Origin of the sequence: Streptomyces sp. B21-105, from assembly GCF_036898465.1 — a bacterium.
Classification (GTDB): domain Bacteria; phylum Actinomycetota; class Actinomycetes; order Streptomycetales; family Streptomycetaceae; genus Streptomyces.
This window is the reverse complement of the sequence record NZ_JARUMJ010000001.1, coordinates 83,988-110,637: the sequence shown is the minus strand read 5'-3', so window position 1 is coordinate 110,637 and position 26,650 is coordinate 83,988. Positions and strand designations below refer to the sequence as shown.

Sequence of the window (26,650 nt, the reverse complement as noted above, 5' to 3'; positions counted from 1 at the left end):
GTTACCGTCGGATGTTCGTATCTTCGGTGGGGCGTGGGGCGTTTCGTCTCGCAGATGAGGGGTCGGGGGATGACTGGCACGTCGATGCGCCGCGGCGGTTCCCGCTACGCGGGGGCGAGGGTGACCGCGGTGGCGCTCGCGCTGCGCTGGGCGGCGCCGCGGTACAGCTTCGTCGAGGAAGAGGTGGCGGGGCTGCGGCCGTTGGTGCGGCCGGGCGCCGTGTGTCTCGACATAGGCGCCGAGTACGGCCTGTACACCTGGATCCTGTCCGCGCTGACGGGCCCTTCGGGCGCTGTGCACAGCGTGGAGCCGCTGCACGGTCCCGCGCGGTGGCTGCGTACCACGGCAGCGGCTCTGGGCTGCGGCAACGTCACCGTGCACCGCACCGCGCTCGGTGAGCGGGCACGACGGCACGGCACGATGAGTCTGCCCCGGCGCGGGCTGCTGCCCGTCCATGGGCGCGCATACCTCACCGAAGGCGCGTCGGGACCCGGCCCCAACGTGGAATTCGCCCGGTCCCATCCGGTGACCACTGCGGTGCGCACGGTGGACGGCCTGTGCCACCACATGGGTCTTGACCGCGTCGACTTCATCAAGGCCGACGTCGAAGGGGCGGAGGCGGCCGTGCTGTCAGGCGCCCGGACCACGCTGCTGCGCCACCGGCCCGCCCTCCTGCTGGAGATCGAGGACCGTCACCTCGCGAAGTACGGCATGGAGCCGACCGGCCTCGTACGCCGCCTCACCGCACTCGGCTACGGCATGTACCGCTGGCGGAAGGGGAGTTGGGAGCCGGTGGCCGAAGTCACGGACGACTGCCGCAACTACCTTTTCACGGCACGCCCGATCCCCACCCCCTGAAGGACTGACACACTCATGGCGTCCACCCTCGTCATCACCAACGACTTCCCGCCCCGCCAGGGCGGGATCGAGACATTCGTGCACGCCATGGTCACCCGCATGCCGCACGACCGCGTCGTCGTCTACACCTCGCACGAGCCGGGCGACGCCGCCTACGACGCGACTCTTCCGTTTCCGGTCGTCCGGGACTCCACGAGGATGCTCCTGCCGACCGGGCGGGTCACCAGGAAAGCCATCGAGACAGCCAGGGCCCACGGCTGTGACCGGGTCTGGTTCGGGGCGGCGGCGCCGCTCGCCCTGATGGCGCCGGCCCTGCGCCGCAGCGGCATACGGCGCATGGTGGCGACCACCCACGGCCATGAGATCTGGTGGGCCCGGCTTCCCGGCGCGCGCCGGATGATGCGGAGGATAGGCGACGGCGTGGACGTCGTCACCTACCTCGGCCAGTACACCCGCGACCGGATCGAGCCCGCCCTGGGCCCGCACACGCAGATGAGCCGCCTCGTCCCCGGCGTCGACGCCGACGTCTACCGGCCCGACGCCGAAAACGACTACGACACCGCCGCCGACCTGCGCACCGAACTCGGGCTGCAGGGCAGACGGGTGATCGTGTGCGTGGCCAGGATGGTCCCGCGCAAGGGCCAGGACACGCTGATCCGCGCCCTGCCCCTGATCCGGCGAGAGGTCCCGGACGCGGTGCTGCTGCTCGTCGGCCGGGGGCCCGACGAGGCGCGGCTGCGCAAACTGGCCCGGCGCCGCACCGACGACGGCTCGGTCGTCTTCGCGGGCGGCAGGACGCACTCCGAGACGCCGCGTTACTACGCCGCCGCGGACGTCTTCGCGATGCCGTGCCGCACCCGCAAGGCCGGTCTGGAGGCGGAGGGGCTCGGGATCGTGTTCCTGGAGGCGTCGGCGAGTGGTCTGCCGGTCGTCGTCGGCGATTCCGGCGGCGCTCCGGACACCGTGCTCGACGGCAGGACCGGCAGCGTCGTGGACGGCACCGACCCGGCGGCGGTGGCGGGCGCGCTGACCCGGATACTGCGCGACGCCGACCGGGCCGCCGAGATGGGCACGGCGGGCCGCCAGTGGGTCCGGGAACGCTGGTCCTGGGACGCGTCGGCCCGGCATCTGACCGACCTCCTGACACCCGAGCGCACCCCGGCGACGGCGCCCGGCCAGGAATAGGACAACCCCGCGCGAACAGCCGACGCAGGAACAGGCCGGCGCAGGAACAGCAACCGTCGCGCATCCCAGGGCGGCCGCGGTGGCACCGGCCGCGGTTCCCACATGGCAGATGCCACGACCAAGCAGCCGGGCACTGTCTGCCCGGGCCCCTCGAAGGGGCCGTGACCTCCATGACCCCGCATCCTGGCGACGGCGAACGGCGCACACGACGACAACGCCCGCCGCACCTGTGCAAACGATCACGCCCCGCGTGGCGCCGGCGCGGGCAGGGTGTCGGGCGTCCGGCCCGGCACGCGGGCGGCCCCTTCGTGCGCCTTCGTCGTCGCCGTCGGCCCAAGCGTCCCGCGTGGCTCCGGCGAAGCCATGTCGTCGACCGGGGAGGCGCGCCTCGTAGCCTTCGGGTACAGCGGCGTACGGGCCTTCGCGGCCGGGCTGACCTGTGCGGGCCCGGCCGCGAAGGCCCGTACGCGCCTGTGCGGGCCCGGCCGCGAAGGCCCGTACGCGGGACGCGCCGCCGGAGCCGGTCCGTCCTTCGGCGCGGTCGCCGGTGCGGTGGACCACACACCCGCCCGGTGAACGCCGGCCCTGGCCCGGCGCTGGCGCGGTCCGGCCCCGCCAGGCCCCGGCGCGGAGCCGGGCTTGCTGTGTGGCCGGACGTGTGGTGGGTGGAGCACTCGGATCGCAGGGCTGGACACGGCCGTCGCAAAACTGACGGGACAGGCGTCACCACGACCACGACCCCCTGTGCACCGCGGCTTCGCCGACCGCGCCTTCGACGGAGCGGGTCCCCGGGGTGACGACACCGCGCAGGCGCCCCATGCGGCCGTGGCGGCCTCACACCGGCCAGGCCGCCCGCCGGCAGCCCGCTTCACGGCGGCACGCGCGCCTGTCGGGCGCGCGTGCCCGCACGACGGAGGTCCGGTGGTGCGGATCTTCCGCAAAAGCCGGGTGCCGCCCGCAGTGGATGCCGTCAGCGGCAGCCGCCGTTCCCACCCGGGGCGGCAACGCCGCAGAACGCCCACTCGGACCGGCCTGCTTCTTTTCGCGTGGCAGAGCCGGCACGGCAGCGGGCGCCGATGCCGCCATCGGGCGTTCGCGGGAATCAGCCGCCCCACGGCGGCATCTGTGTCACCGAGCCGGGAATCAGGCGGCGACGAGTTCCTGCTCGCGGTCCGGCGTCCTGACCTTGGGCTTCTTGTTCGGCAGCGAGAGCCGGACGACCTTGTGCCACGCGGAGAACACCTGCTTGGGCAGCGGCCCGGTGACGTACTCCAGCTCGTACTTCTCGAACAGGGCGCGCACCTTCACCGCGACCTCGGCGTACCGGTTGCTCGGCAGGTCCGGGAACAGGTGGTGCTCGATCTGGTGCGACAGGTTGCCGGTCATGAAGTGCATGGCCTTGCTGCCGCTGATGTTCGCCGAGCCCATCATCTGGCGCAGGTACCACTGGCCCCGCGTCTCGCCCTTGATCGACCGGCGCTCGAAAACCTGCACGCCCTCGGGGAAGTGCCCGCACATGATCACCGAGTGGGACCAGATGTTGCGGACCAGGTTCGCGGTGAACGTGGCGGCGAGCGTGGGCAGGAACGAGGGGCCCGACAGCAGCGGGTGGATCACGTAGTCCTTGAGCACCTGCTTGCGGATCTTGCGGCCCACGGCCCTGGCCCGCGCGCGGAACTCCGGGTTCTTGCGGCGGCGCTTGTGCAGGTTCTTGCCGAGCTCCAGGTCGTACGCCGCGATGCCGTACTCGAAGAAGCAGGCGTTGAGGAAGTTCCACAGCGGCTGGCCGAGATGGAACGGGTGCCACTTCTGGTCCTCGTCGACGCGCATGATGCCGTAGCCGAGGTCGTTGTCCTTGCCGATCACGTTGGTGTAGGTGTGATGCAGCTCGTTGTGCGAGTGCTTCCACTGGTCCGCCGGCGAGACGTGGTCCCATTCCCAGGTGGTGGAGTGGATCTTCGGGTCCCGCATCCAGTCCCACTGGCCGTGCAGGATGTTGTGGCCGATCTCCATGTTGTCCATGATCTTCGCCACGGACAGCCCGGCGGTGCCGATCAGCCATGCGGGCGGGAAGATCGAGAACAGCAGCACACCCCTGCTGACCAGCTCGAGCCTGCGCTGCGCCGAGATGACCTTGCGGATGTAGGCGGCGTCCTTCTCGCCGCGGCCGGCGATCACCTCGTCGCGGATCGCGTCCAGCTCCCGGCCGAGCTCCTCGATCTGCTCCGCGCTCAGGTGGGCGGTGGGGTCGATGGCGGTCAAGGTGTTCCTACCGTTCGATGTCGCAGGGGCCCGCCGCGGCGGACACGCAGGTCTGGATGAGGACGCCCGGCTCGGCCTCGGTGATCTCGCCGGTGCGCAGGTCGCGGACGGCGCCCGCCTTGAGCGGCGAGACGCAGCCGAAGCAGATGCCCATGCGGCACCCGGAGGGCATGAGCACGCCGGCCTCCTCGCCGACGTCCAGCAACGGCGTGGCGCCGTCCGCGTCGACGGTCTTGCCGGTGGCGCTGAACGTGACCTCGCCGCCGTCGCCGGCGACGACGATGCCGGGCCGGAAGCGTTCTGTGTGCAGGCGCTCCGGGACGCCGTGCACGCTCCAGTGCTTTTCGGCGGCGTCGAGCAGGCCCGAGGGCCCGCAGGCCCAGGTCTCGCGCTCGGCCCAGTCGGGCACGAGTTCGTCGAGACGGGCGATGTCGAGCTTGCCGTCGGTGTCGGTGTGCACCTCGGTGAGCCGCAGCTTCTTGTCGGCGACCAGGTCGTGCAGTTCGTCGCGGAAGATCACGTCCTGCGGCCGCGGCGCGCAGTGGACCAGGACGACGTCGTCGAACTCGGTGTCGCGCAGCATGCCCATCACGGGCGTGATGCCGCTGCCGGCCGTCAGGTAGAGCATCTTGGCGGGCTTGGCCTGCGGCAGCACGAAGTCACCGGTCGGCTGGTCGAGCTGGATCAGCGTGCCCGGTTTCGTCCTGCGGACCAGGTGGTTGCTGACCTTGCCGTCCTCGATCGCCTTCACGGTGATCGTGACGCGGCCGTCCCGGCGGTTCGTCGGCGAGGTGAGGGAGTAGGCACGCCACAGGCGCACCCCGTCGACGTCGACCCCGATCCGCACGTACTGACCGGCTGTGTGGCCGCGCCAGCCCCGTCCCGGCCTGATCACGATGGTCGCGGCGTCACCCGTCTCGGGGTGCACGGCCTCGATGCGCCCCCGCAGGTCGGCGCCCGCACGCAGCGGGCTGACCAGGTCGAGATAGTCCGACGGCAGCAGCGGCGTCGTGACCATCTCCAGCAGTTTCCATGCCCTGCTGCGGAGGGCAGTACTCGTCATGACTCCAGCTTGCTGTGCCTCAGGGCGTAAAGTCCTGACCGCAGGACGTAAATCTGGTCGGCCGAATTGTTCGCAGGGAACAAAATATGAGCCATGTAATCCGGAGGGCCAGCGAACTGGCCCTGGACGAGACGACGGTCACCGCACTCCGGGCCGCGCTGAGGACCACGGCCGACGAGGTCGTCCAGGCGATCATCGACGAGGTCCCTCCCTACGCCAACGCCCTGTCGGGCCACATGGGCGCCACCATCCGCCGAGCCGTGCGCACCGCCCTGGGGCACTACCTGGACGTCGCGAGCGGGAACGCCACAGGCGGCGACGCCGGTGACGCGGCCTACGAGCTGGGCCGCGGCGAGGTGCGCGACGGCCGCTCGATGGACGCCCTGCTCAGCGCCTACCGCGTCGGCGCCCGCGTGGCCTGGCGATGCCTGGCAGCGGGTGCCGTACCCGCAGGTCTGCCCGCCGCCGAGGTCGCCAAGTTCGCCGAGCTGACCTTCGCCTACATCGACGAGCTCTCCGCCGCGAGCGCCGCGGGCCACGCCGACGAACTGGCCGCCCGGGGCAGAGACCACGAGCGCCACCTGGAACACCTGGCCCGCGACCTCCTCGCCGGCGCGAGCCCGGACGTGCTGCTGGCCTCTGTTCAACGGGCCGGGTGGCAGCCTCCGGTTTCACTGACCGCGGTCCTGCTGCCCGCCGCCCAGGCCCGGCCTGCCTACCGCGCGCTCGACCCGAGCACCCTCGTCCTCGACGACCTGCCGGACGCCACCGGTGTGCTGCTCGTCCCCGATGCCGACCGGCCACATCTGCTGCGGCAGCTGACCGATCGCACCGCCGTGGTCGGCCCGGCCCGGCCATGGACGCGTGCGTCCGCCTCCTACGCACGAGCCGCACGCGCCCGCTCCCTCTCCTGCGACATCCGCGACACCGAGGACCATCTGCCCGAGTTGGTGCTGAGCGCCGACGCGGACGCGTTCGCCGACCTGCGTGCCCGGGCCCTCGCACCGTTGCGGACCTTGCCCGTCGCGACCGCGGGGCGGCTGGAGGAGACGTTGCGGGCGTGGCTGCTGCACCAGGGCAGGCGGGACGAGGTGGCGGCGGCGCTGTTCGTCCATCCCCAGACCGTCCGGTACCGGATGTCGCAGCTGCGGGAGCTCTTTCCGGATCTCGCAACGCCGCACCGGGTCCTCGAACTGACGCTGGCGGTCGGTCTTCGGGGCAGCTGACGCGTACGTCGACCGTCCACGACCGCGTCCGTGTCCGTGTCCGCGAGCAGTTCAGGAATGGTGCTCCATTCCCGGTGCCACCGTCCGGCTCATGCGGCCCCCGAGAGTGCGGCATGGCCGACCTTCGGGTCGCGTTTGGGTGGTCACATCGTGTGACCCCCGCGGTACGCCACTCGTCACCTGCGCAAGGTCGGTCCGACGCCCACACGCCTGGCTTCGAGGATCGGGGCGCGATGCCCGCGCAGGTGAAAGTCGAAGTAGGCGAGCAGGGGTCGATATTGCCTGACCAGGGGGGCGCGGACATCCCATCAGGAAGGACCTGGGAGCCTGCCGGGCCCCCTGCGGACCCGCGGAATGCCGGGGTCTCGTGGGGGAGTCCGGAAGGCATCGCCAGTGAGCACGACGCGCCGCCGCAGGGCCCCGCTTCCCGTTCCGCTGACACCGAGGAGCAGTGCCCCGAGGCCCCGGCGTCCGGGCCGGATGGGGACGGTCGTACGCCCGCGGAACGCCTTCCACCGCAGACGCCGCCGGCCGGAGAGATGCGGGGAGGTTCGGCACTGCGTGTCACTGCGAGCCTGTGGCCACCAGGGTCGCGGTGATGGGTTCGAGCTCGGTGATCAGTTCGTCGAGTTCGGCGGGGGACAGGGCGTCGTAGGGTGGGGCGGCGAGTTCGTCGGTGGACGTTTCGATGCGCTGTTTGGCCGCGCGGCCGGCGTCGGTGAAGTGGCCGTCGGTGTCGATGAGTCCGCGTTCGCGCATGCCGTCCATGACCGCGGCCAGGCGCTCTTTCGGTAGGTGATGGATGCGTCCGAACGACTCTGGGGGGTGGATGCCCTGTTCCAGAGCAGAGAGCACGTGGGCCTCCGTGCCGCCGATACGCGCGCCGACGAGGGCGGCGATGTGCCCGTCGCCGCGGTGCTCGCGCAGCATGGTCGCGGAATGCCACAGTCGGGCGACGGGGTCGCTGGGTACCTCGAGGGTGCGCATGCCGGCGTACATCACCCGGCCTTCGGTGGGGGCGCTCGTAGCGGCCTTGGCGGTCAGGTCTGCGGCACGCACCAGGCCCGGGGAGTCGGCCAGCTCGTCGCCGAGAATGCGCCGTAGGGAAGCCGTGCTGCCCCGCTCCCGCGCGGCGACGGAGGCCTCGGGCGGGATCGTCACCCAGGCGCTGGGGATGTGCCGGGCGGCTTCCCCGTCGGCGAAGTTGTAGAAGGCCGCGTGCACGACTTGGGCCGGCACCCGTCCCAGTGGTGCGGCGCGGCTGGCGAAATAGCCGTCCCAGTAGGTGCGGTGGCCGAGTGCGGACAGTTCCTGGTTGCACTCGTCGGCGAAGTAGGTGACCAGGCAGATCGGCTCCAGGAGCTCGAACATGCGACGGGCGATGTGAGTCATCGGTTTCTCCCTTTGTCAGGTATGCCGACTTGGACCATCCGGCAGACCGAAACTCATCGGCGCGACCGAAGCGAAACAGCGCAGATGGGCTGGCGTCCGTGCGGCTGTGTAGGCGAGAGCGGGTTCTGGTCCGATTTGAGCGTCAGGTGCTCAAGGGCAACGAGGGTGCGTCGGCTCGAGGAGCCCGGCTTCGCAACCCGAGTCACCAAGGCCTGTTCTCGTGTCTTCGGCCAGCTGCGATCACCCGCGGCCCGTTGGACGCACACCCCTCAAGAGCAGCTCTCGGCAATCCGGGCTCGTGCAGGCGTCACAGCATCTCGAAGTCCTCATACTCGAAGCCGGGAGCGACAATGCAGGACACCAGGACCGGCTGGTCACCGGCTGGTTGTGCGGTCTGCCAGACCCCGGCGGGCACGAGGAACTGCGGCTGCTGCCCGCTCTCGACGTCCGGCCCCATTGAAGCGATGGCCGCCTCCTGCGGAGCGGCTCCGTTTCCGCCGAGCCGAAGGGTCAGCGGGCCGCCCCGGTGCCACAGCCACAGTTCGTCCGAACGCACCCGGTGCCAACGTGACACTTCACCGGGGTGCAGGAGGAAGTAGATACCGGTCGCGAAGGGGCGGGGCCCCGTGTACCCGTCCGGAACCGCTGTTGGGCCGGTCCGCCAGGTCTGCCGAAACCACCCGCCTTCGACGTGCGGCTCCAGCCCCAGATGACTGACCAGCTCGGAGATCTCATTCATCGGGTCTCTCCTTCGTTGGGCGTGTGAGTGCCACCAGACAGGAATCGGTCCCGGGCCTGGACCATGGCCGCGTCGTCGCCGCTGGTGGCGCGGGTACCCGTCAGCAGGCCGGCGTAGCCGTGGCGGGCGATGTCGAAGGTGTGGCCCACCGGGCAGCGCAGTGCACCAGGTCATCGCAGTCCTCCTCACTCAGCGGCCTGACGTTCACGAGCGCGCCGGCTCAGGTAAGGCTGGAGGTCGAAGAGCATGGGCCGAGGCTATCGAAGCGGCGAGGGCGGGGTGCTGCATGCGGGTCCTGCCGAGATCACGGCGGGGGTGGGCCCGCAGGGGGAGACCCGTCCGCGTTCGCCGTCCGAGTGACGTAGGCCCGGACGTGTCCCGCCGCCGTAGGCCCGGACGTGTCCCGCCGCCGGAGGCAAGGATCGCGACAAGTTCATCTGCGGCAAGAACAAGCAGAACGCCGTCAGTCCATGGTGGTCACGGACGGCGGAGGCCGCGTGCCGTGGTGCAGCCCGGCGCGGCCCGCAAGCTGCGCGGACATCGTCCACGCCCGCCAGTCAGGGCTGGTCGAGCCAGAGCCGCTCGAACGAGGGCGTGACCCTCGCCGTGACGGCTCTGCTCGGGGGAGTGGCCTGCGGTTTCCGCCACCGGCGGCTGGGCGGTGGAGCACTTGCCCCCGACCGGCGGTTTCGCCCTCCCCACGACCGCCTCGGGACTCGCCATGGCGATCACCCTCGGACACAGGGCGGTCGAAGGAATCCGGACGGATTCGTGCGCCCCCCATTGACGCGCTCACACCGTCCACATACCTTCCCCCGTCGAAGCGCTTCGACATCACGCATCGAAACGATTCGATGATTCGTGCGTGATGGCTCCGATACCCATCCGACTCCCCGGAGGCACTGGATGTTGACAGCACGACGGCGTGTGGTGGCGACGGCCGCGGTGGTCCTTTCCGGATCCCTGCTTCTGGCCTCCTGCGGTGGCTCGGACAGCGGCTCCTCCGACGGCAAGACGCTGAAGCTGTGGCACTACGAGGGACCTGACAGCGCGATGGGCGCCGCCTGGAACGCGGCCATCAAGGAGTTCGAGGCCAAGCACCCGGGCGTGAAGGTGAAGTTCGAGGAGAAGGGCTTCGAACAGATCCAGAAGACCGCGCCCATGGTGCTCAACTCCTCCGACGCACCCGACATCATGGAGTACAACAAGGGCAACGCGACGGCGGGCCTGCTGTCCAAGCAGGGACTTCTCACCGATCTGACCGATGAGGTCACCAAGCGCGGCTGGGACAAGAAGCTCAGCGCGGGTGTGAAGACCACGAGCCAGTACGACACCAACGGCGTCATGAGCTCCGGCAAGTGGTACGGAGTGCCCAACTATGCCGAATACACCATGGTGTTCTACAACAAGGACCTGTTCGACAAGTACGGGATAGCCGAGCCGAAGACGTTCGACGACCTGACCGCCGCGATGGACAAGTTCGTGGCCAAGGGCATCACCCCGCTCGCCAACTCCGGTGCCGAGTACATGGCCCAGCAGTACCTCTACCAGCTCGCGCTGTCGAAGGCCGACCGCTCCTGGGTCGACAAGTACGAGCTGTACAAGGGCAAGACCGACTTCCACGACGCGGCCTGGACGTACGGCGCGACCACCTTCGCCGACTGGGTGAAGAAGGGCTACATCAGCAAGACGTCCAGCGGCACCAAGGCCGAGGACGCGGGCGTCGCCTTCACCCAGGGCAAGAATCCGATCCTGTTCAGCGGCAGCTGGTGGTACGGGCGTTTCAAGACGGAGAACAAGTTCGACTGGGGCACCATGCTCTGGCCCGGCTCCAACCTCACCCTCGGCTCCGGCGGCAACCTCTGGGTCGTGCCCAAGGGCGCCAAGAACAAGGACCTCGCCTACGACTTCATCGACATCACCATGTCGCCGAAGATCCAGAACCTTCTGGGCAACAAGGGCGGCGTCCCGGTCGCGGCCGACCCGAACGCCATCACCGACCCGCGGTCCAAGACCCTCATCGCCGACTTCAACACGCTCTCCCAGCGTGACGGCCTCGCCTTCTACCCCGACTGGCCCGTCCCCGGCTTCTACGACACCCTCGTCTCCGAGACGCAGAAGCTGATCACGGGCAGCGAGCAGCCCGACGCCTATCTCAGCGCGCTGCAGAAGGCGTACGACCAGGGCGCGCCGAAGCAGTGACGATCACCGTCGAACGGGGCGCGCGGGCCGTCGGCAAGCGCCCGCACCCCGGTCCTCGCCGCCCCCGCTCCCAGACCTCGTACGCGCTCTTCCTGCTCCCCGGCGTGCTGGCGTTTCTCGCCGTGATCATCGTCCCGTTCCTGATGAACACGGGCGTCAGCTTCACCGAGTGGAGCGGCATCGGCTCGCCGAAGTGGACCGGGCTCGACAACTATCGCCGACTGCTGGACGACAGCGAGTTCTGGGCGTCGTTCCGGCACAGTCTGTTCATGGTCGTCGCCATGGCGGCCGTGCCGACGGTGATCGGACTCGTCCTCGCCGCCGCGCTGTTCGACTACATCGGCAAGCACTTCGGCAGCAAGGTCGCCGCTGTGCTCCGCGCCTGCTTCTACCTGCCGCAGGTGCTGCCGATCGCGGTGGCGGGCATCGTCTGGAGCTGGATCCTCGCCCCCGACGACGGCTCGCTGAACGCGCTGCTGAAGGCGGTCGGTCTCGGCTCCTGGCAGCAGGACTGGCTCGGCGACCCGGACGTCGCCCTCTACAGCGTCATGGGGGTGATGGTGTGGGTGCAGCTCGGTTTCCCGCTGGTCGTCTTCATGGCGGGACTCCAGCGCGTCGACCCGCAGTTGTACGAGGCGGCCGAACTGGACGGCGCCGGCTGGTGGCGCCGCTTCTGGCACATCACGCTGCCGCAGATCAGGCCGGAGATCTATGTGGTGCTGACCTGGTGCACGGTCGCGGCGCTGAAGGTGTTCGGGGCGGTGTACGTGCTGACGAAGGGCGGCCCCGGCGGGGCGACCGACGTCCCGTCCTACTTCTCCTTCACCACCTTCTTCGAGAAGACGCAGGCCGGGTACGGTGCCGCGATCTCCACCGTCCTCACCGTGATCATCCTGCTCCTCGCGATGGTGGGCCTGAAGCTCCAGACCCGCGCCGAGGACGCCGAGGAAGGAGCCCGCGCATGACCGCCGTACGCACCGAGATCCGCACCCGGCGCCGCACGGCCCTCGGCCGCTCCCCGGTCGTCGTCGCCCTGTGCATCGCGGCCCTGTTCATGGTGCTGCCGTTCCTCATCGTCGCCGTCAACGCCGTGAAGTCACCCGCCGAATACTCCCAGCACGGGCCGCTGAGCCTGCCGAATGGCCTGTACCTGGACGGTCTGAAGGACTTCTGGCAGCGCGTCGACTACGGCCAGAAGCTCCTCAACTCCGTCCTCATCAGCGGCTCGGTGGCCGTCCTGGCAGCGGTCCTGTCCGTGCTGAACGCGTACGCGATCGGCATCGGCCGCATCAAAGGACGCACCTGGGTGCTGGCCTTCTTCGTGCTCGCCAACGTGCTGCCGCAGGAGGCGCTGGTCTACCCGCTGTATTACCTCAGCAAGCAGGCCGGCCTCTACGACACCCGGCTGAGCGTGATCATCGTCTTCACGGTGATCCAGGCCGCCTTCGGCACCTATCTGCTCTCCTCGGTCCTCGGGCAGTTCCCGCGCGAGATCATCGAAGCCGCCCGGATCGACGGGGCGAACAAGTGGCAGGTGCTGTGGCGGATCGTGGTCCCGGTCAGCTGGCCCACGATCGGGGTGCTGCTCGTCTTCTTCTTCATCTGGACGTGGAACGAGTTCCTGCTGCCCCTGGTCATGCTGATCTCCAACGACAACCAGACGGTGTCGGTGGCGCTCGGCGTCCTGCAGGGCCAGCGCCTGATGGACGCCACGATGACCAACGCGGCAGCCCTGCTGGGCGTCCTGCCCGCCATCGTCTTCTTCCTCGTCTTCCAGCGCACTCTCACCCGCGGCATCGCCGTGGGCGCCGTCAAGTAGGGGGCACGCTTGAAGTTCACCGACGGCTACTGGCTGCTGCGCGAAGGCGTCACCGCAGCCCACCCGGTGCAGGTCCTGGACGTGACCACGCCCCCGGGAGCCCTGGAGATCCACGCCCCGACCCAGCCCATCCGCCACCGCGGCGACCTGCTGAAGGGACCGGTCGTGACGATCAGCGCGCACGCGCCGATGCCGGACGTCATCGGCCTCACCTTCACGCACTTCGAGGGCGAACAGCCCCGGGGGCCGAGGTTCGACATCCAGCGGGACGACGCCTTCACCCCGCACGCCGAGTACGACGAGGAGACGGCCACTCTCACCGCGGGCGTCCTCTCCGTCCGGGTCACACGCACCGGCCCCTGGCACGTCGACTTCCTCGCCCACGGCCGCACCCTCACCACCAGCGGCCCCAAGAACATGGGCATCATGCGAGACGCCACCGGCGGCCACTACCTGCGCGAACAGCTGGGCCTCGGAGTCGGCACATCGGTGTACGGCCTCGGTGAACGCTTCGGGCCGCTGGTGAAGAACGGCCAGGTCGTCGACATCTGGAACGCGGACGGCGGCACCGCCACCGAACAGGCCTACAAGAACGTCCCGTTCTTCCTGACGGACGCGGGCTACGGCGTCTTCGTCGACCACCCGGGCAAGGTGTCCTTCGAGGTCGGCTCGGAGGCGGTGTCACGGGTCCAGTTCAGCGTGGAAAGCCAGCAGTTGACGTACTACGTCATCTACGGGCCCACCCCGAAGGACATCCTGCGCAAGTACACCGCCCTCACCGGCCGCCCGGCCCTGCCGCCTGCCTGGTCGTTCGGCCTATGGCTGTCGACCTCCTTCACCACCTCCTACGACGAGGCCACCGTCACCTCCTTCATCGACGGCATGAAGGAACGCGAACTGCCCCTGTCGGTCTTCCACTTCGACTGCTTCTGGATGCGTGAGTTCAACTGGTGCGACTTCCAGTGGGACCCGCGGGTCTTCCCCGACCCGGAGGGCATGCTGTCCCGCCTGAAGGAGCGCGGGCTGCGGGTAAGCGTGTGGATCAACCCCTACATCGCGCAGCGCTCACCGTTGTTCGCCGAGGGCAAGGCCCTTGGCCATCTGCTGAAGAGGCCGGACGGCAGTGTGTGGCAGTGGGACCTGTGGCAGCCGGGCATGGCCCTGGTCGACTTCACCAGCCCGGACGCCCGTGCCTGGTACGCCGCCAAACTGGAGGCGCTGCTCACCCAGGGCGTCGACTGCTTCAAGACCGACTTCGGGGAGCGCATCCCGGTCGACGTGGCCTACGCGGACGGCTCGGACCCGGAGCGGATGCACAACTACTACACGTACCTGTACAACCGCACCGTCTTCGAGGTGCTGCGCAAACACCGCGGTGAGCAGGAGGCCGTGGTCTTCGCCCGCTCGGCGACCGCGGGCAGCCAGAAGTTCCCCGTGCACTGGGGCGGCGACTGCGAGGCCACGTACGAGTCGATGGCCGAGTCGTTGCGCGGTGGGCTCAGCCTCGGTCTGTCGGGCTTCGGGTTCTGGAGCCATGACATCGGCGGCTTCGAGGGCACGCCGACCCCGGCGCTGTTCAAGCGATGGCTGGCCTTCGGGCTGCTGTCCTCGCACAGCCGGCTGCACGGCAGCTCCTCCTACCGGGTGCCGTGGCTGTTCGACGAGGAGTCCGTGGACGTGCTGCGGCATTTCACCCGGCTCAAACTGCGCCTGATGCCGTATCTGTACGAGGCCGCGCGCACCGCCCAAGAGGGCGTGCCGGTGATGCGGGCGATGGTGCTGGAGTTCCCGGACGACCCCGGCTGCGCGCACCTGGAGCGGCAGTACATGCTCGGCCCGGACCTGCTCGTCGCGCCGGTCTTCAGCGACGAGGGGGACGTCTCCTACTACGTACCCGAGGGCACGTGGACCGACTACCTGACCGGGAGGACGGTGACCGGACCGCGCTGGCTGCGCGAGCGGCACGGGTTCTCCAGTGTTCCGCTGCTGGTCAGGCCGGGTGCGGTGATCCCGGTCGGCGCGGTGGACGACCGCCCCGACTATCCGTACGCCGACGGGGTCACCCTGCGCGCGTTCGGGCTGGAGCAGGGCGCGCAGGTGACGGTGCCGGTCGGGGACGTGACCTTCACGGTCGTACGCGAGGGGAAGACGCTGCGGGCCTCCTGCAGTGATCCCCGGGCGCCCTGGGCCCTTGCGAGCGGGGAGCGGACCGCCCGCGCGGCGGCGGGCACCGGGTTCCTCTCGCTGGAGCTGGACTCGGAGTGATGGATCCTCGCCCCCCACAGGAGCTGGACTGACATGGTGAAGATCACGGACGTGGCCCGGCACGCGGGGGTCTCCCCCAGCACCGTTTCCTACGCCCTCAGCGGCAAGCGTCCCATCTCCGAGGAGACCCGGCTGCGCATCGAGGAGGCCATCCGCGAGCTGGGCTACCGCCCGCACGCCGGCGCCCGCGCGCTGGCCAGCAGCCGGTCCAACGTCCTGGCGCTGGTGATGCCGCTGCGCTCCGGGATCAACGTCCCGGTGGTCATGCAATTCGCGGTGGCCGTCGTCACGGCCGCGCGCCGGCACGACCACGACGTGTTGCTGCTCACCCAGGAGGAGGGCGAGGACGGGCTGCGGCGCGTAGCGGACACGGCGTTGGTGGACGCGCTGATCGTGATGGACGTTCAGTTGCACGATCCGCGGCTGCCGCTGCTGCGGGCTCTGAACCGGCCGTCCGTGCTGATCGGGTTCCCTGCCTCCGCGCAGGGGCTGACCTGCATCGACCTCGACTTCATAGCGGCGGGCGAACTGTGCGTGGAGCACCTGGTGGGAATCGGGCACCGGGTGGTCGCGCTGGTCGGGTCGCCGCCGGAGGTGTACGTGCGGGGGACCGGGTTCGCGCAGCGGGTGGTGCAGGGGTTCACCGCGGCGGCCGACCGGCACCGGCTGGTGTCGTCGGTGCACCCCTGCGAGGCGGCGCCGGCCGCCGCGCGCGGGGTCGCCGAGCGGCTGCTGCGCGAGCAGCCCGCGCTGACCGGGGTGGTCGTGCACAACGAGGCGGTGCTCGAGCCGCTGATCGACGCCTTCGAGTCACTCGGCCTGCGCGTACCCGGCGATATGTCCGTCACCGCGATCTGCCCGGAGGAGCAGGCCGCCGACGCCCGGGTGCCGGTCACGTCCGTCGCCGTCCCGTCCGCCGAGGTGGGTGAGCGGGCGGTGGAGCTGCTGACGAAGAAGCTGGGTGGGTCGGCCGTTCCGGAAGCCACCCTCCTCGTCCCGCACCTCACGCTCCGCGGGAGCACCGCACCGCGCTCAGCACCCTGAAGCCGGAAGGCTCGAAGCTGCGAGACCCGGCAGTTCGACCCGTTTCATCACGTTGCAAGGCCCTGATGAGAAGGAGCCGTGGCATGAATGACACGCGAGGAAGACGCAGAACCACCCTGGTCGTGGCGCTCGCCCTGATCGCGGGACTCGGCGCCACCGCCCCCGCCCAGGCCGACGATCCCGCCCACCCCTTCCGCAACCCGAACCTCCCGTCGAGAAGCGCGTGGACGACCTCCTCTCCCGCCTCACTCTCGATGAGAAGATCTCCCTCCTCCACCAGTACGAACCCGCGATCCCCCGTCTCGGCATCCAGTCCTTCCGCACCGGCACCGAGGCCCTGCACGGCGTGGCCTGGCTCGGGAAGACGACGGTTTTCCCCCAGGCGATCGGGCTCGCCGCCACCTGGGACCCTTCGCTGATCCGCCAGGTCGGCTCGGCGGTCGGCGACGAGGCCCGCGGCTTCCAGCAGCAGCGCCCGGCCGGCTGGGGCCTCAACCTGTGGGCACCGGTGGTGAACCCGTTGCGGGACCCGCGCTGGGGCCGCAACGAGGAGGGTTACTCCGAGGACCCGTACCTCACCGGCTCGATCGCCACGGCCTACGGCACGGGCCTTACGGGCGGCGACCCGAACCACCTGAAGACAGCACCCACCATCAAGCACTTCCTCGCCAACAACAACGAGATCCACCGCGACACCACATCCTCGCAACTGCGCCCGCGCGTGTTGAAGGAGTACGACGAGCAGGCGTTCAAGCCCGCGATCGAGGCGGACGCGACGACGGGCGTCATGTCCTCGTACAACCTCGTCAACGGCCGCCCCAACACGGTGAACCCGGCCCTGAACGACACCGTGCGCACCTGGACCTCGCAGGACCTGCTGAACGTCACGGACGCCTACGCGCCCGGCAACCTGGTCGGCAGCCAGAAGTACTACGGCACCCAGACCGAGGCGGACGCGGCGGCGCTGAAGGCCGGCATCGACAGCTTCACCGACAACGACACGGACTCCGGGCCGACGACGACCGCGCTCACGTCGGCGCTGTCGTCGGGCTTGCTGAAGGAGTCGGACGTCGACACCGCGGCACGCCATGTCCTGAGCATCCGGGTGCGGCTCGGCGAGTTCGACCCCGGCGGCGGCAAGTACGGCTCCATCGACGCGTCCGTCATCGACAGCCCGGCGCACCGAGCGCTGGCCCGCAAGGCGGCGACCGAGGCGGCGGTGCTGCTGAAGAACGACGGTGCGCTGCCGCTGAAGAAGTCGGGGAGCGCGGCCGTGGTCGGCCCGCTCGCCGACACCCTCTACACCGACTGGTACTCAGGCAGTCTGCCGTACGCGGTGACGCCGAAGGACGGCATCGAGGCCAAGCTCGGCACGTCCGTAGCGAGCAGCGAGGGCGTGGACCGGATCTCGCTGAAGGACACGGCGACCGGTAGATACGTGACGGCGGGGGCCGGGGACGCGGGTGCGCCGCTGAAGGAGACGACTGAGAACGGTGCCGGCGCGCAGTTCGACGTGTTCGACTGGGGCTCGGGAGTCGTCGCCCTCCGCTCGGCCGCGAACGGGAAGTACGTCGGCTACAACTGGTCGAACTTCGTCAACGACCAGACGCAGCCGAACGGCTGGTTCGTGCAGCAGCAGTTCAAGCTGGAGCGGCAGGACGACGGGACGTACCTGCTGCGGTACGCGGGCTACGAGACCGGCGAGTCCTGGTGGACGAACCCGGTGTACCTGGGCCCGGTGGACGCCGACGGCACGCTCGGCCTGGTGGCCGAGGACAAGGCCGCGCACTACTCGAAGGACGTGGTCCGCAGCGGCGTCGACGAGGCGGTCGCCGCGGTCAAGGGCAAGGACACGGCCGTCGTGGTGGTCGGCTCGATGCCGGCGATCAACGGGCGCGAGGCCCACGACCGCACGGACATGGGCCTGTCCCCGTCGCAGGAGGCGCTGGTCAGGGCGGTCCGCAAGGCCAACACGAAGACGGTGGTCGTGGTCGAGAACAGCTACCCCACCACGCTGGGCGCGCTGCAGAAGGAGGTCCCGGCCCTGCTGTGGACGACGCACGCGGGCCAGGAGACCGGCACCGCGCTGGCCGACCTGCTGTACGGCGACGCGAACCCGGCGGGCCGCCTGACACAGACCTGGTACCGCTCGGATTCGGACCTGCCGTCGATCCTGGACTACGACATCATCAAGTCGAACCGGACGTACCTCTACTACAAGGGGCAGCCGCTCTACCCCTTCGGTTACGGACTGTCGTACACGACGTTCCGCTACGGCGGGCTGAAACGGGTCTCCGACGGTTATGAGGTGAAGATCACCAACACGGGCCGCCGGGCCGGTGACGAGGTGGTCCAGCTGTACGTCCACCAGCGGGAATCCCGCGACAAGCAGCCGCTGAAGCAGCTGAAGGCGTACAAACGGGTGTCGCTGAAGCCGGGCGAGACGCAAACGGTCCGTCTGAAGCTGCGGGATTCGGACCTCGCGCACTGGGACGTCACGCGCTCGAAGTGGGTCGTGGAATCGGCGACGTACGACGTGATGGTCGGCGCGTCGTCGACGGACATCCGCTCGCGGACGTCGCTGAAAGTACGGGGGGAGACCATCCCGCCCCGGGATCTGTCGGCGGTGACGTCAGCCGAAGACTTCGACGACTACAGCGCGATCAGCCTGGTCGACGAGTCCAAGGCCGGCGGGACGGCGGTGTCGGCCACGACGGACGGGGCGTGGCTGAAGTTCGCGGACACGCGGCTCCGGTCAGGGGCTTCGGAGGTGACGGCCCAGCTCGCGGGCGCGTCCGGAACGCTGGAGGTACGGCTGGGCTCACCGACGGGCCGACTGGTGGGAACGGCCCGCTTCGACGGGACGTCGTCCCCGTACACGTACGAGACGGTGACGGCTCCGCTGACAGGAGCGAAGGGTCGTACGGCCGTGTACTTGGTACTGAGCAAGGGGGTGCGCTTGTCGACGTTCAGCCTGCGCTGAGTACCGGGCCCGTCAGCGGCGGATGACCCGGTCGAGAGGGCGTCCAAGTACCGGCGCCGGGTATCTTCGGCGAGCATGTGCTCATCGGGTCTCTCCTTCGTGGATACCCCTGCCCTTCGGGCAGGGGTGGGGGTACCTCCCGCTTGCGGGGGGAGAAGCGAAGCTCCTGCGGAGGAGCAGGGCGGGGAGGGCCGGTTCGCCGCCAGGGCGGACCGGCGTCCACCGACCACCGACCGACAACCGCCATTTTCGTGCGTTCGTCGGCGAGGTGATCGGCCGCCGCGGGCGGCGACCAGGGAGAGGCCGATAGAGCCATGACAGGCTGAGAAGGACGAGCAGGCCGACCGGAGACCGGTCATGGGCTCGGGCGCTTCCCGGACGCGGAAGTCATGGCCTGATTGAACCGCGCCCCTGCCGGCCAGGGATGTGTGGCTGCCCGCCCCACGGGTTCCGTGGCCCGTGCCGCTGGGGCCGTCGTGGCAAACGGGTTGGGGCCGGGAGGAGCGTGCGGCTACTGGGGGCAGCTACCGGAGGCGTCGGTCGGGGCGATGCGGGCCGTGATGCGCTTGCCGACCGGCTCCCGCTCGGTGAACAGGTCCTCGGCGACGGCCCTGACGACCTCCAGGCCGTGCTGGCCGATCCGGTCCGGATCGGCGGCCCGGGCAGCGGGAACGGTGGGATCGCCGTCCCACACGACGACCTCCACGGCGCGAACGTTCCGTTCGCCGCCTCATGGCCTTCTCCGTCGGCATGGGGGTTCCCCTGGCCTCGCCCTCATTCCCCGTACACGAGTGCACGAGTACCTGCCCTCCCCGCATACATGGCAGAGGCATGTTGTTCGGCAGTCGCCCGAGGACATGCTGCCTGGGCGGTGGGTCAGGCGCACGCACCGGCGCATGCCCTGGACTGACCCGGAGACGTGGACGGCGGAGCCTATCCCGACGTTCTGAGAACATGGCTGATCGCAGAGGCGACGTCCTCAGCGATATGTGTGGGTTGGTAGGAGTCCTGGGCCCAGGAGCGTCCGTCCGTGACCCACACGCTTCGAAGGCCGAGTGTGCCGGCTCCCGCGATGTCGGCGTGGGGTGAATCGCCGATGATCCATGCGCCGGGGAGGGGGACACCGACGGCGTCGGCTGCCGCTTGGAAGATCTCCGGTTCTGGCTTCCTGTGGCCGACTGCTTCGGAGATGACCCAGCTGTGGACCAGTCGGTGGAGTCCGGTCTTCCGGATCTTCGCCTCCTGCTGGACGGTGCGGCCGTTGGTGACAATGACGCAAGTCCAGCCGTACGCCCGCGCTTTGCCCAACGCCTCGCGTGTCGGCTACGCGGTGAGGGTCCGCCCGGAGTGTTCCGGTCGGACCCTCAGCGCTGTTTGCGCGGCGGCACGCGACTGCGCGCCGGTCAGGCGGCCGCAGGGGCTCCGAGCAGCGCGGAAGCCTCTTGGTACGGGTCGAGAACGCGTGTGGGCGCGGCGGCCCGGGATACGTCGCGGCAGGTGAAGCCGAGCTGGATCATGGCCCGCAGGACTTCGGAGGCAGTGAAATCGCGGCGGTCCTGGTGTGTGACCACCTGTCCGACCTGTTTGGCGGGGTAGGTGCGGCGGCCGACGATCACGGACGCCCCGAGGACTTCCTCAGGCTTGACGCCTTTCATGGATTCCAGGACGCCGCTCTTGGTGAGGTCGAACGGGAAGCGGGCGATGACACAGCGCATGATGCCTCACAGGGAGAGAAACGACGAGGGGGTTCTGTTGCGGTCGAGGCGGTCCAGCGGGCGACGATGCACGTGTCCGTGCAGGCGGAGCCGGCCCGGACCGCGGTGAGCCGGGCCGGGCCGGGGCCGAACGCGCGGATCACGAAGTTCCTAGGCAGCCGTGTCGAGGGAGGACTGCCGCAGGCTCACGCGGCGGGCCGCCGCAGCGGGGCTGCGCCGGCCGCGTGAGGCCGTGCCGCGCTTACGCCGCTCGGCCACCGGCGCGGTGATCGTCACCGGAATCCCGGAGGGGGTCTGGGCGCCGGTGATCCGGCTGAGTTCGTCCTCGCCGGAGTGGACCTGCGTGGTCCGGGGCACGATGCCGGCGGCGGTCATGAGGCGGGTCATGTCGCGGCGCTGGTGGGGAGTGACCAGGGTGACGACGCTGCCGGACTCGCCGGCGCGTGCGGTACGGCCGCCGCGGTGGAGGTAGTCCTTGTGGTCGGTCGGCGGGTCGACGTTGACGACGAGGTCGAGGTGGTCGACGTGGATGCCGCGGGCCGCGACGTTCGTGGCCACGAGCACGGTGACGTGCCCGGTCTTGAATTGGGTCAGGGTTCGGGTGCGCTGCGGCTGTGACTTGCCGCCGTGCAGGGCGGCGGCCCGCACACCGCAGTTCAGCAGGTCCTGCGTCAGCCGGTCGACGGCGTGCTTGGTGTCCAGGAACATGATCACGCGGCCCTCGCGCGCCGCGATCTGCGTCGTCGCCCACTGCTTGTCGGCGGCGTGGACGTGCAGCACGTGATGCTCCATCGTGGTGACCGCGCCTGCGGAGGGGTCGACGGAGTGGACGACCGGGTCGGTGAGGTAGCTGCGGACCAGGCGGTCGACGTTGCGGTCGAGGGTGGCGGAGAACAGCATCCGCTGGCCGTCGGGGCGGACCTGGTCCAAAAGCGCGGTGACCTGGGGCATGAAGCCCATGTCGGCCATCTGGTCGGCCTCGTCCAGGACCGTGATCGCGACCTGGTTGAGTCGGCATTCACCGCGGTCGATGAGGTCCTTGAGCCTCCCCGGCGTCGCGACGACGACCTCGGCGCCACCGCGCAGCGCACTGGCCTGCCTGCCGATCGACATTCCGCCGACGACGGTGGCCATGCGCAGCTTCACCGAGCGGGCGTAAGGGGTGAGCGCGTCGGTCACCTGCTGGGCCAGTTCACGCGTCGGCACGAGGACGAGGGCCAGCGGCCGGCCGGGCTCGGCGCGCTGTCCGGCGGTGCGGGCCAGCAGGGCCAGACCGAAGGCGAGGGTCTTGCCGGAGCCGGTGCGCCCGCGGCCCAGGACGTCGCGCCCCGCGAGGGTGTTGGGCAGGGTCGCGCCCTGGATCGGGAACGGGACGCTCACACCTTGTGCGGTCAGCGCGGCCAGCAGCGGCCCCGGCATGTCGAGGTCGGCGAACCTCTCGACTGCGGGCAGCGGGGGAGTGATGGTCTCCGGTAGGGCGAACTCTCCCTGGACCGCTGCGGGCCGCCGGCCGTGGCCCCCCGCGCGGCTCGGGGTGGGCGAGCGGAAGCGTCCGCCCTGCCTCGAACCGGTGCTGGGGGCGAAAGCGGGTCCGTCGGTCCGGCGGGAGCGGGAGGAGCGGCCGTTCGTACGTGTGGGGTTCATGGAGAACCTTCCTTGATACGGCGCGTATCAAGGAATTCCCGCAGCAGGAGAACAGCGCGGGGAATCACAAGAACGGGCCGGAATGGAATGTGAAAGTGAATATGGCGTGCAGTGGAGACCCGCTGCGGGGTGCAGGCGGTGGAACGGGGGCGTCATGTGGTCATGGAATCCCGGACGCCGGCCGGTTCAGCTCCCAAGAAGCACGCACCCGTGAAAGATCGCCGCGTGCGGTGGGCCGCCACTGCACGAATGTCCGCAGCTGGGGCCCGCACCCCGAGGGATGCGGGCCCCAGCTGCGAAGTGTGCGCCGACGTCAGGCGAGAACGATGTTCTCAGCTGTCGGGCCTTTCTGGCCCGCCGCGATGTCGAAGGTGACCTTCTGGCCTTCGAGCAGCTCGCGGTAGCCGCGGGCGGCGATGTTCGAGAAGTGGGCGAAGACGTCGGGGCCGCCGCCGTCCTGCTCGATGAAGCCGAAACCCTTGGCTGCGTTGAACCACTTCACCATGCCTGATGCCACGTCATATCTCCTCTGGGGCAGTACGCCGGGACCCGTGATGCACGGATACCAGGTCGCCGCGATGATGCCCCGTCCGGGAAAAAACCGGCAATGACGAAAGCTTCCGGTGGCCGGGATATGCCGGCGACGGAGCTTGGAGTTTTTTGGGAACCACAACTGCAACTGAGATCAACAGTAGCATGAGGTAGCAGGTCGTGTACGGAGGATATTTCCGCTCTGCCGGTTGCCGTAAAAACGCTCCCCGTGTGGCGTGGTAAATCCTCACCTCGGGGTCACAGATATTTTCCCGGCCGGGCTTGCGGTGTTTCTGGAGGAGCGGTGGCTGTTCACGGCTGGGAGCGGTGTGATCTTCCCGGCGGTGCCGCACTTCGCCCGGCGTCGGGCGCATCGGTCCGTCGCCGGTCGCGGCCCTGCTCACGTGCTGCCCAGGATCGGGCCACCGTCCGCCCGGAGGGCCGACGCCCGGTGCCGGGTCGGCAGCGGGCGCCTGGCCTGCCCCAGGGGCCGTGGCACGCTCGGTACGCGGGCGGGAAGGCCGGCCCAGGTTGATGTGCTCGACCTGTCGACCTTCAGGCCCTGGGCGACGAAGCCGAAGCCCTTCTCCGCGTTGAACCACTTCACAGAGGTTCTTCAGCGGTGCCGCTCCAGGGTGAGTACGGCTTCGGCAATCGACGTCATGCGGTTCGGGCCGCAGCGGGCGTGACGGAAGACCCGCCAGGACTTGAGGCGGGCAACACCACGCTCGACCGGGGTGTGGGTCCGGGCCAGCGTCCAGCAGTTCTTGCGCCGCAGGTCCTACAGCAGGCCGAGTGCCAACTTCCGGGCTCGGCACCGGGATTCGACCCGCGTGAACCGTCCCGCTATCCGGCTCACCAGGCCCTCGAACGCCTCCTGCCAGTGGGCAGGGTTTACGCTGTGACCCGCGGCCACCGCGTGATCTTCAGTCCTCACACACCGATGATCAACGGTGGCTGCACCCGTCTCCACAGCGCGTCAGGCTCGCGCAGCGTCTGTTTGTCGTCCTGTGTCTGGAGGACTTGTGCAACGTGGCGAAGTCTGGTGGGTCCAGTTCGACGAGCGGAGGCTGGTCGTACTGCTGTCGGGAGACGACGCGTCCGGGATCCGGGTGATGCAGGTCGTCGCTCCGGCGGGCGTCGACATCAGCGGTCTGGGCATCGAAGTGCTGGTGGGCGCCGGTGAAGGAGTGCCGTTCGAAGGCGTGCTGCGGCTCGCGTTCCCGCGTCCAGGCTTCACCCCTTGCACGTGGCTGACCACTGTGTCACGGGACGACCTGATAGAGCGGGCGGCCGTCCTGTCCTCGGCGAAGCTCAGCGAGATTGACGATGCCCTCCGACGCGCTGAACAAGCGCAGGAGCAGACCCCGGCGACGACCGCGAAGCTCAGCGAGATAAGGGACGCCCTCCGTCGCGGTGAACTCGGGTAGCGGGAGAAGGAGCCGACGGCGTGGGAGGTCTCGGCCAGATGGTCGACGCCGTCCGACTGTCGCCTCGGCGCCCCTCACCATCGAGATCACGATCTAGGGCTGCAGTACTAGGTTGCCCGCCCTTGCACTTCGGATAGAGCGAGTCGAAGCCGTCCGCGTTGAAGTTGTGGATCACGTCCCGGACCCGGTCGGGGCTGGTGAACGTCACCTCGGCAACCTTTGCCACGTCCATGCCCTGCGCGGACAGCAGCACCATCTGGGCCCGCCGCCAGGTCACCACGGACCCGGTCCCTCGGCGGATGATCCGCAGCAGCCGCTGTCCCTCGTAGTCATCGATCCCTCGGACCCGCACACGCTCAGCCACTGGCCCAGCATGACGCACAACGCGCCGCCCAGAGCACATCTGGACGGCGCGTCAGGACAGGGCGAACGTTGCCTGATGCGGCACTAGGGCCTGCCCGATGGGTCGGCTGGGCGATCTGCCGTGACCAGCCACGACGTGCTGCGCAGCCGACCGTGCCGTCCGCCGTCTCGTGGTCGCGCAGATGTTCCGTCAGGGTGCGGCGGGCGCAGGCCCGTGCAGCCGCGTCGGTCTGCTCCATCAGGTGGCGACAGGGGCCCGTTCCCAGCAGGAACCACGCCGCGTCCTCGGCTCCGTGTCCCCATGCCCCGTGCACCTGCGCCGAGCCCGAGCAGCCCCGACTGGCGTGCGTGGGTGATGTCCGTGCAACTCCCGGGCTTGCTCGGGCTGCACCACAGCACGCGTCCTTCGCCGTCCGTGACCGCCATGGACTTGACGGTGTTCTGCTTGTTCTTCCCGGAGATGAACTTGTCCCGGTCCTTGCGCCTTGGACCGGTGCCGGACCGGGATCTCGGTGCCGTCGATGATGCCGGTCCTTCCGGTCCCGCCGAGATGCATGAGCAAGCGCCTCGACCTGGGGCCGGCGGCTGCCGCGCCCCGTCCCCGCACAGAGGCGGACACCGCCGAGCGGTCGAGTACGCAGACGTGATGAGCCGTCGCGGGACCGGCCGGCGGCCCCCATGGCCGGAATATCGCCGAGGTGAGCAGAGCGCGCGGCAAGCGTCCGCGGACGCGTCCCGGGGAGCTGCGGCGCTCTCAGGTCCGGTTGTCCGCTACGGGAGGGGAGGCTGCATGATCTGCTCGATCGCGGTTGCCTGGGACCAGACTGCTTGCCACTGGCCGTCTGCGTTCTCATAGGTGTCGGTGTGCCAGTAGCTCGCGCGGGGTACCCGGCGGCCCTTGAAGATCACCTCCAGCATGGCCTGGTAGCGGATGACGGCGGCGTTTCCGTGAATGCGGACGTCGATGGGGCCGGGTTCCCATTCCACGTAGTCGATGTCTCCGGTCGCGATCGCCTGGAGGTATGCGTCTTTGGGCAGTACCTGGCCGACGGGGGTGACGAGCTGGAAGTCGGATGCGTGCAGTTCGGAAGCGGCACGGATGTCGCCTGCGACGAGCGCTCGGAGCCTGGCCCGCTCGACCTCGCGGATCTGCTCGGCGATCACACCACCGGCCGGAACGGCTGTCTGCGCCATGGGTTTCACTCCTGATGGGTTGAGAGGCAGGCATCGGGCGTGGAAACCCGGGGTGACCAGCCAAATTGGACTCATTGACGCTGGGAGTCCATTGCGTCAGGATTACAGCATGGCAGATGACCGAACGGAACACATCCTCGATGCCGCACTGACCGCCTTCTGTCAGTACGGCTACGGCAAGACCACCATGCAGGACGTGGCCCGTGCCGCCGGGATGTCCCGGGCTGCTCTGTACCTGCATTTCGCCAGCAAGGAAGATCTCTTCCGCGCAGGGTCCCGCCGGGCACACTCCCGGGCGCTCGGCGATGTGGACACGGCTCTCGCCCAGCAGGGCGACGTGCTGTCCCGAATCGACGCCGCGGTGACCGCCTACTTCGGAGGACTCCTGGCGCAGATCTCGTCGAGCGTGCACGGCGGGGAAGTCCTCGATGCGAGTCTCGACGTCGCCGGGGACATCGTCAGCGAGGCCCATGCGGCTCTGGTCGCCCGGCTCGCCTCTGCGCTGCATACCGCCGCAGCAGCGGGAGAAGTGCAGTTCTCGACCTCCGACGCGACCGCCGAGGACATCGTGCTTCTCCTCCTCGCGGTCGTGGACGGGCTGAAGAAGACGAGCGCGGACCCGCAGTTGCGTGAGCAGCGCAAGGCGTTGTTCCTGCGCCTGGTGACCGCGGGAATCGCACCCATGCGCCAGCCGCCTACAGAAAGCAACGCCCCGTGATGAGGTCCCTGTACTGC

At 69.4% G+C, this 26,650-nt stretch carries 22 protein-coding genes and 5 pseudogenes; 12 read left to right on the top strand and 15 right to left on the bottom strand.

Translation table 11 applies throughout. The features are described 5' to 3' along the window. The first annotated feature begins 69 nt into the window (after window positions 1-69). The 3 genes from QA802_RS00580 (at window position 70) to QA802_RS00570 (ending at window position 2,619) form a co-directional block, all read left to right on the top strand. Window positions 70-858, top strand: coding sequence for an FkbM family methyltransferase (locus QA802_RS00580; protein ID WP_334517287.1), 789 nt, complete (start codon window positions 70-72; stop codon window positions 856-858). Window positions 859-873: 15 nt separating this feature from the next. Beyond that, complete coding sequence (locus QA802_RS00575; RefSeq protein ID WP_334517285.1) at window positions 874-2,043, top strand: glycosyltransferase family 4 protein; 1,170 nt, start codon at window positions 874-876, stop codon at window positions 2,041-2,043. A 363-nt stretch (window positions 2,044-2,406) separates the two neighbouring features. Next, window positions 2,407-2,619, top strand: coding sequence for a hypothetical protein (locus tag QA802_RS00570; protein ID WP_334517284.1), 213 nt, complete (start codon window positions 2,407-2,409; stop codon window positions 2,617-2,619). Between the two features lie 567 nt (window positions 2,620-3,186). Here QA802_RS00570 and QA802_RS00565 read toward each other — a convergent pair. Both QA802_RS00565 and QA802_RS00560 read right to left on the bottom strand, forming a co-directional pair. Continuing rightward, window positions 3,187-4,305 (bottom strand): fatty acid desaturase family protein, encoded by a 1,119-nt coding sequence (locus QA802_RS00565; RefSeq protein WP_334517282.1) that lies wholly within the window; start codon window positions 4,303-4,305, stop codon window positions 3,187-3,189. Window positions 4,306-4,312: 7 nt separating this feature from the next. After that, the gene (locus tag QA802_RS00560) at window positions 4,313-5,368 is read right to left on the bottom strand and encodes a ferredoxin reductase (RefSeq protein ID WP_334517280.1); all 1,056 of its coding nucleotides are present in this window, start codon (window positions 5,366-5,368) and stop codon (window positions 4,313-4,315) included. An 86-nt stretch (window positions 5,369-5,454) separates the two neighbouring features. Between QA802_RS00560 and QA802_RS00555 the strand changes: the two genes are divergently transcribed. Further along, entirely contained in the window at window positions 5,455-6,594 is a 1,140-nt protein-coding gene (locus QA802_RS00555) for a PucR-like N-terminal domain-containing protein (protein ID WP_334517278.1), read from the top strand. A 564-nt stretch (window positions 6,595-7,158) separates the two neighbouring features. Here the strand turns inward: QA802_RS00555 and QA802_RS00550 are convergent. The 3 genes and pseudogenes from QA802_RS00550 to QA802_RS00540 form a co-directional block, all read right to left on the bottom strand. Next, window positions 7,159-7,986, bottom strand: a complete 828-nt coding sequence (locus QA802_RS00550; RefSeq protein ID WP_334517277.1) for an SCO6745 family protein — start codon at window positions 7,984-7,986, stop codon at window positions 7,159-7,161. Between the two features lie 307 nt (window positions 7,987-8,293). Beyond that, entirely contained in the window at window positions 8,294-8,725 is a 432-nt protein-coding gene (locus QA802_RS00545; protein ID WP_334517275.1) for a cupin domain-containing protein, read from the bottom strand. A 17-nt stretch (window positions 8,726-8,742) separates the two neighbouring features. Next, window positions 8,743-8,892: pseudogene (locus QA802_RS00540) on the bottom strand (methyltransferase type 11); the annotation flags it as partial. Window positions 8,893-9,631: 739 nt separating this feature from the next. Here QA802_RS00540 and QA802_RS00535 point away from each other — a divergent pair. The 6 genes from QA802_RS00535 to QA802_RS00510 all read left to right on the top strand — a co-directional run bounded on the left by QA802_RS00535 (window position 9,632) and on the right by QA802_RS00510 (window position 19,038). Then, window positions 9,632-10,927 carry an ABC transporter substrate-binding protein gene (locus QA802_RS00535; protein WP_334517273.1) on the top strand — a complete coding sequence of 432 codons (1,296 nt, stop codon included), beginning with the start codon at window positions 9,632-9,634 and terminating at the stop codon, window positions 10,925-10,927. Then, window positions 10,924-11,892 carry a carbohydrate ABC transporter permease gene (locus QA802_RS00530; RefSeq protein WP_334517271.1) on the top strand — a complete coding sequence of 323 codons (969 nt, stop codon included), beginning with the start codon at window positions 10,924-10,926 and terminating at the stop codon, window positions 11,890-11,892. The genes QA802_RS00535 and QA802_RS00530 overlap by 4 nt, the downstream gene beginning before the upstream one ends. Beyond that, window positions 11,889-12,746 (top strand): carbohydrate ABC transporter permease, encoded by an 858-nt coding sequence (locus QA802_RS00525; RefSeq protein ID WP_334517269.1) that lies wholly within the window; start codon window positions 11,889-11,891, stop codon window positions 12,744-12,746. The genes QA802_RS00530 and QA802_RS00525 overlap by 4 nt, the downstream gene beginning before the upstream one ends. 9 nt (window positions 12,747-12,755) lie before the next feature. Further along, window positions 12,756-15,011 (top strand): alpha-xylosidase, encoded by a 2,256-nt coding sequence (yicI, locus tag QA802_RS00520; RefSeq protein ID WP_334517267.1) that lies wholly within the window; start codon window positions 12,756-12,758, stop codon window positions 15,009-15,011. 33 nt (window positions 15,012-15,044) lie between these two features. Next, on the top strand, window positions 15,045-16,055 hold the full coding sequence (locus QA802_RS00515) for a LacI family DNA-binding transcriptional regulator (RefSeq protein WP_334517265.1): 1,011 nt from the start codon (window positions 15,045-15,047) through the stop codon (window positions 16,053-16,055). 223 nt (window positions 16,056-16,278) lie between these two features. Beyond that, window positions 16,279-19,038 carry a glycoside hydrolase family 3 protein gene (locus tag QA802_RS00510; RefSeq protein ID WP_334517263.1) on the top strand — a complete coding sequence of 920 codons (2,760 nt, stop codon included), beginning with the start codon at window positions 16,279-16,281 and terminating at the stop codon, window positions 19,036-19,038. Between the two features lie 511 nt (window positions 19,039-19,549). On the opposite strand, the pseudogene QA802_RS00505 reads toward QA802_RS00510, so the two are convergent. From QA802_RS00505 to QA802_RS41420, 7 genes and pseudogenes are all read right to left on the bottom strand, one after another. Then, window positions 19,550-19,747: pseudogene (locus QA802_RS00505) on the bottom strand (ATP-binding protein); the annotation flags it as partial. A gap of 224 nt (window positions 19,748-19,971) precedes the next feature. Beyond that, the gene (locus QA802_RS00500; protein WP_334517262.1) at window positions 19,972-20,346 is read right to left on the bottom strand and encodes an HAD family hydrolase; all 375 of its coding nucleotides are present in this window, start codon (window positions 20,344-20,346) and stop codon (window positions 19,972-19,974) included. 95 nt (window positions 20,347-20,441) lie between these two features. Continuing rightward, window positions 20,442-20,753 (bottom strand): SCO5918 family protein, encoded by a 312-nt coding sequence (locus QA802_RS00495; protein WP_334517260.1) that lies wholly within the window; start codon window positions 20,751-20,753, stop codon window positions 20,442-20,444. A 150-nt stretch (window positions 20,754-20,903) separates the two neighbouring features. Beyond that, on the bottom strand, window positions 20,904-22,397 hold the full coding sequence (locus QA802_RS00490) for a DEAD/DEAH box helicase (RefSeq protein ID WP_334517258.1): 1,494 nt from the start codon (window positions 22,395-22,397) through the stop codon (window positions 20,904-20,906). Between the two features lie 313 nt (window positions 22,398-22,710). Further along, window positions 22,711-22,914: a cold-shock protein gene (locus tag QA802_RS00485; protein WP_307039055.1), complete on the bottom strand. Its 204-nt coding sequence runs from the start codon at window positions 22,912-22,914 to the stop codon at window positions 22,711-22,713. 630 nt (window positions 22,915-23,544) lie between these two features. Further along, window positions 23,545-23,682: pseudogene (locus QA802_RS00480) on the bottom strand (IS5/IS1182 family transposase); the annotation flags it as partial. Window positions 23,683-23,712: 30 nt separating this feature from the next. Next, a pseudogene (locus QA802_RS41420) lies at window positions 23,713-23,844 on the bottom strand (IS701 family transposase); the annotation flags it as partial. 109 nt (window positions 23,845-23,953) lie between these two features. On the opposite strand from QA802_RS41420, the gene QA802_RS00475 reads away from it, so the two are divergent. Beyond that, window positions 23,954-24,358: a type II toxin-antitoxin system PemK/MazF family toxin gene (locus QA802_RS00475; protein ID WP_334517253.1), complete on the top strand. Its 405-nt coding sequence runs from the start codon at window positions 23,954-23,956 to the stop codon at window positions 24,356-24,358. A 94-nt stretch (window positions 24,359-24,452) separates the two neighbouring features. Here QA802_RS00475 and QA802_RS00470 read toward each other — a convergent pair. From QA802_RS00470 to QA802_RS00460, 3 genes and pseudogenes are all read right to left on the bottom strand, one after another. Beyond that, a pseudogene (locus QA802_RS00470) lies at window positions 24,453-24,722 on the bottom strand (helix-turn-helix domain-containing protein); the annotation flags it as partial. 83 nt (window positions 24,723-24,805) lie between these two features. Then, window positions 24,806-25,147 carry a hypothetical protein gene (locus QA802_RS00465; RefSeq protein WP_443042060.1) on the bottom strand — a complete coding sequence of 114 codons (342 nt, stop codon included), beginning with the start codon at window positions 25,145-25,147 and terminating at the stop codon, window positions 24,806-24,808. A 345-nt stretch (window positions 25,148-25,492) separates the two neighbouring features. After that, a complete protein-coding gene (locus QA802_RS00460) occupies window positions 25,493-25,915 on the bottom strand; it encodes a nuclear transport factor 2 family protein (protein WP_334517251.1) in 423 nt (140 codons plus the stop codon). A gap of 109 nt (window positions 25,916-26,024) precedes the next feature. Between QA802_RS00460 and QA802_RS00455 the strand changes: the two genes are divergently transcribed. Then, entirely contained in the window at window positions 26,025-26,633 is a 609-nt protein-coding gene (locus tag QA802_RS00455) for a TetR/AcrR family transcriptional regulator (protein WP_334517249.1), read from the top strand. Window positions 26,634-26,650: the final 17 nt, after the last annotated feature.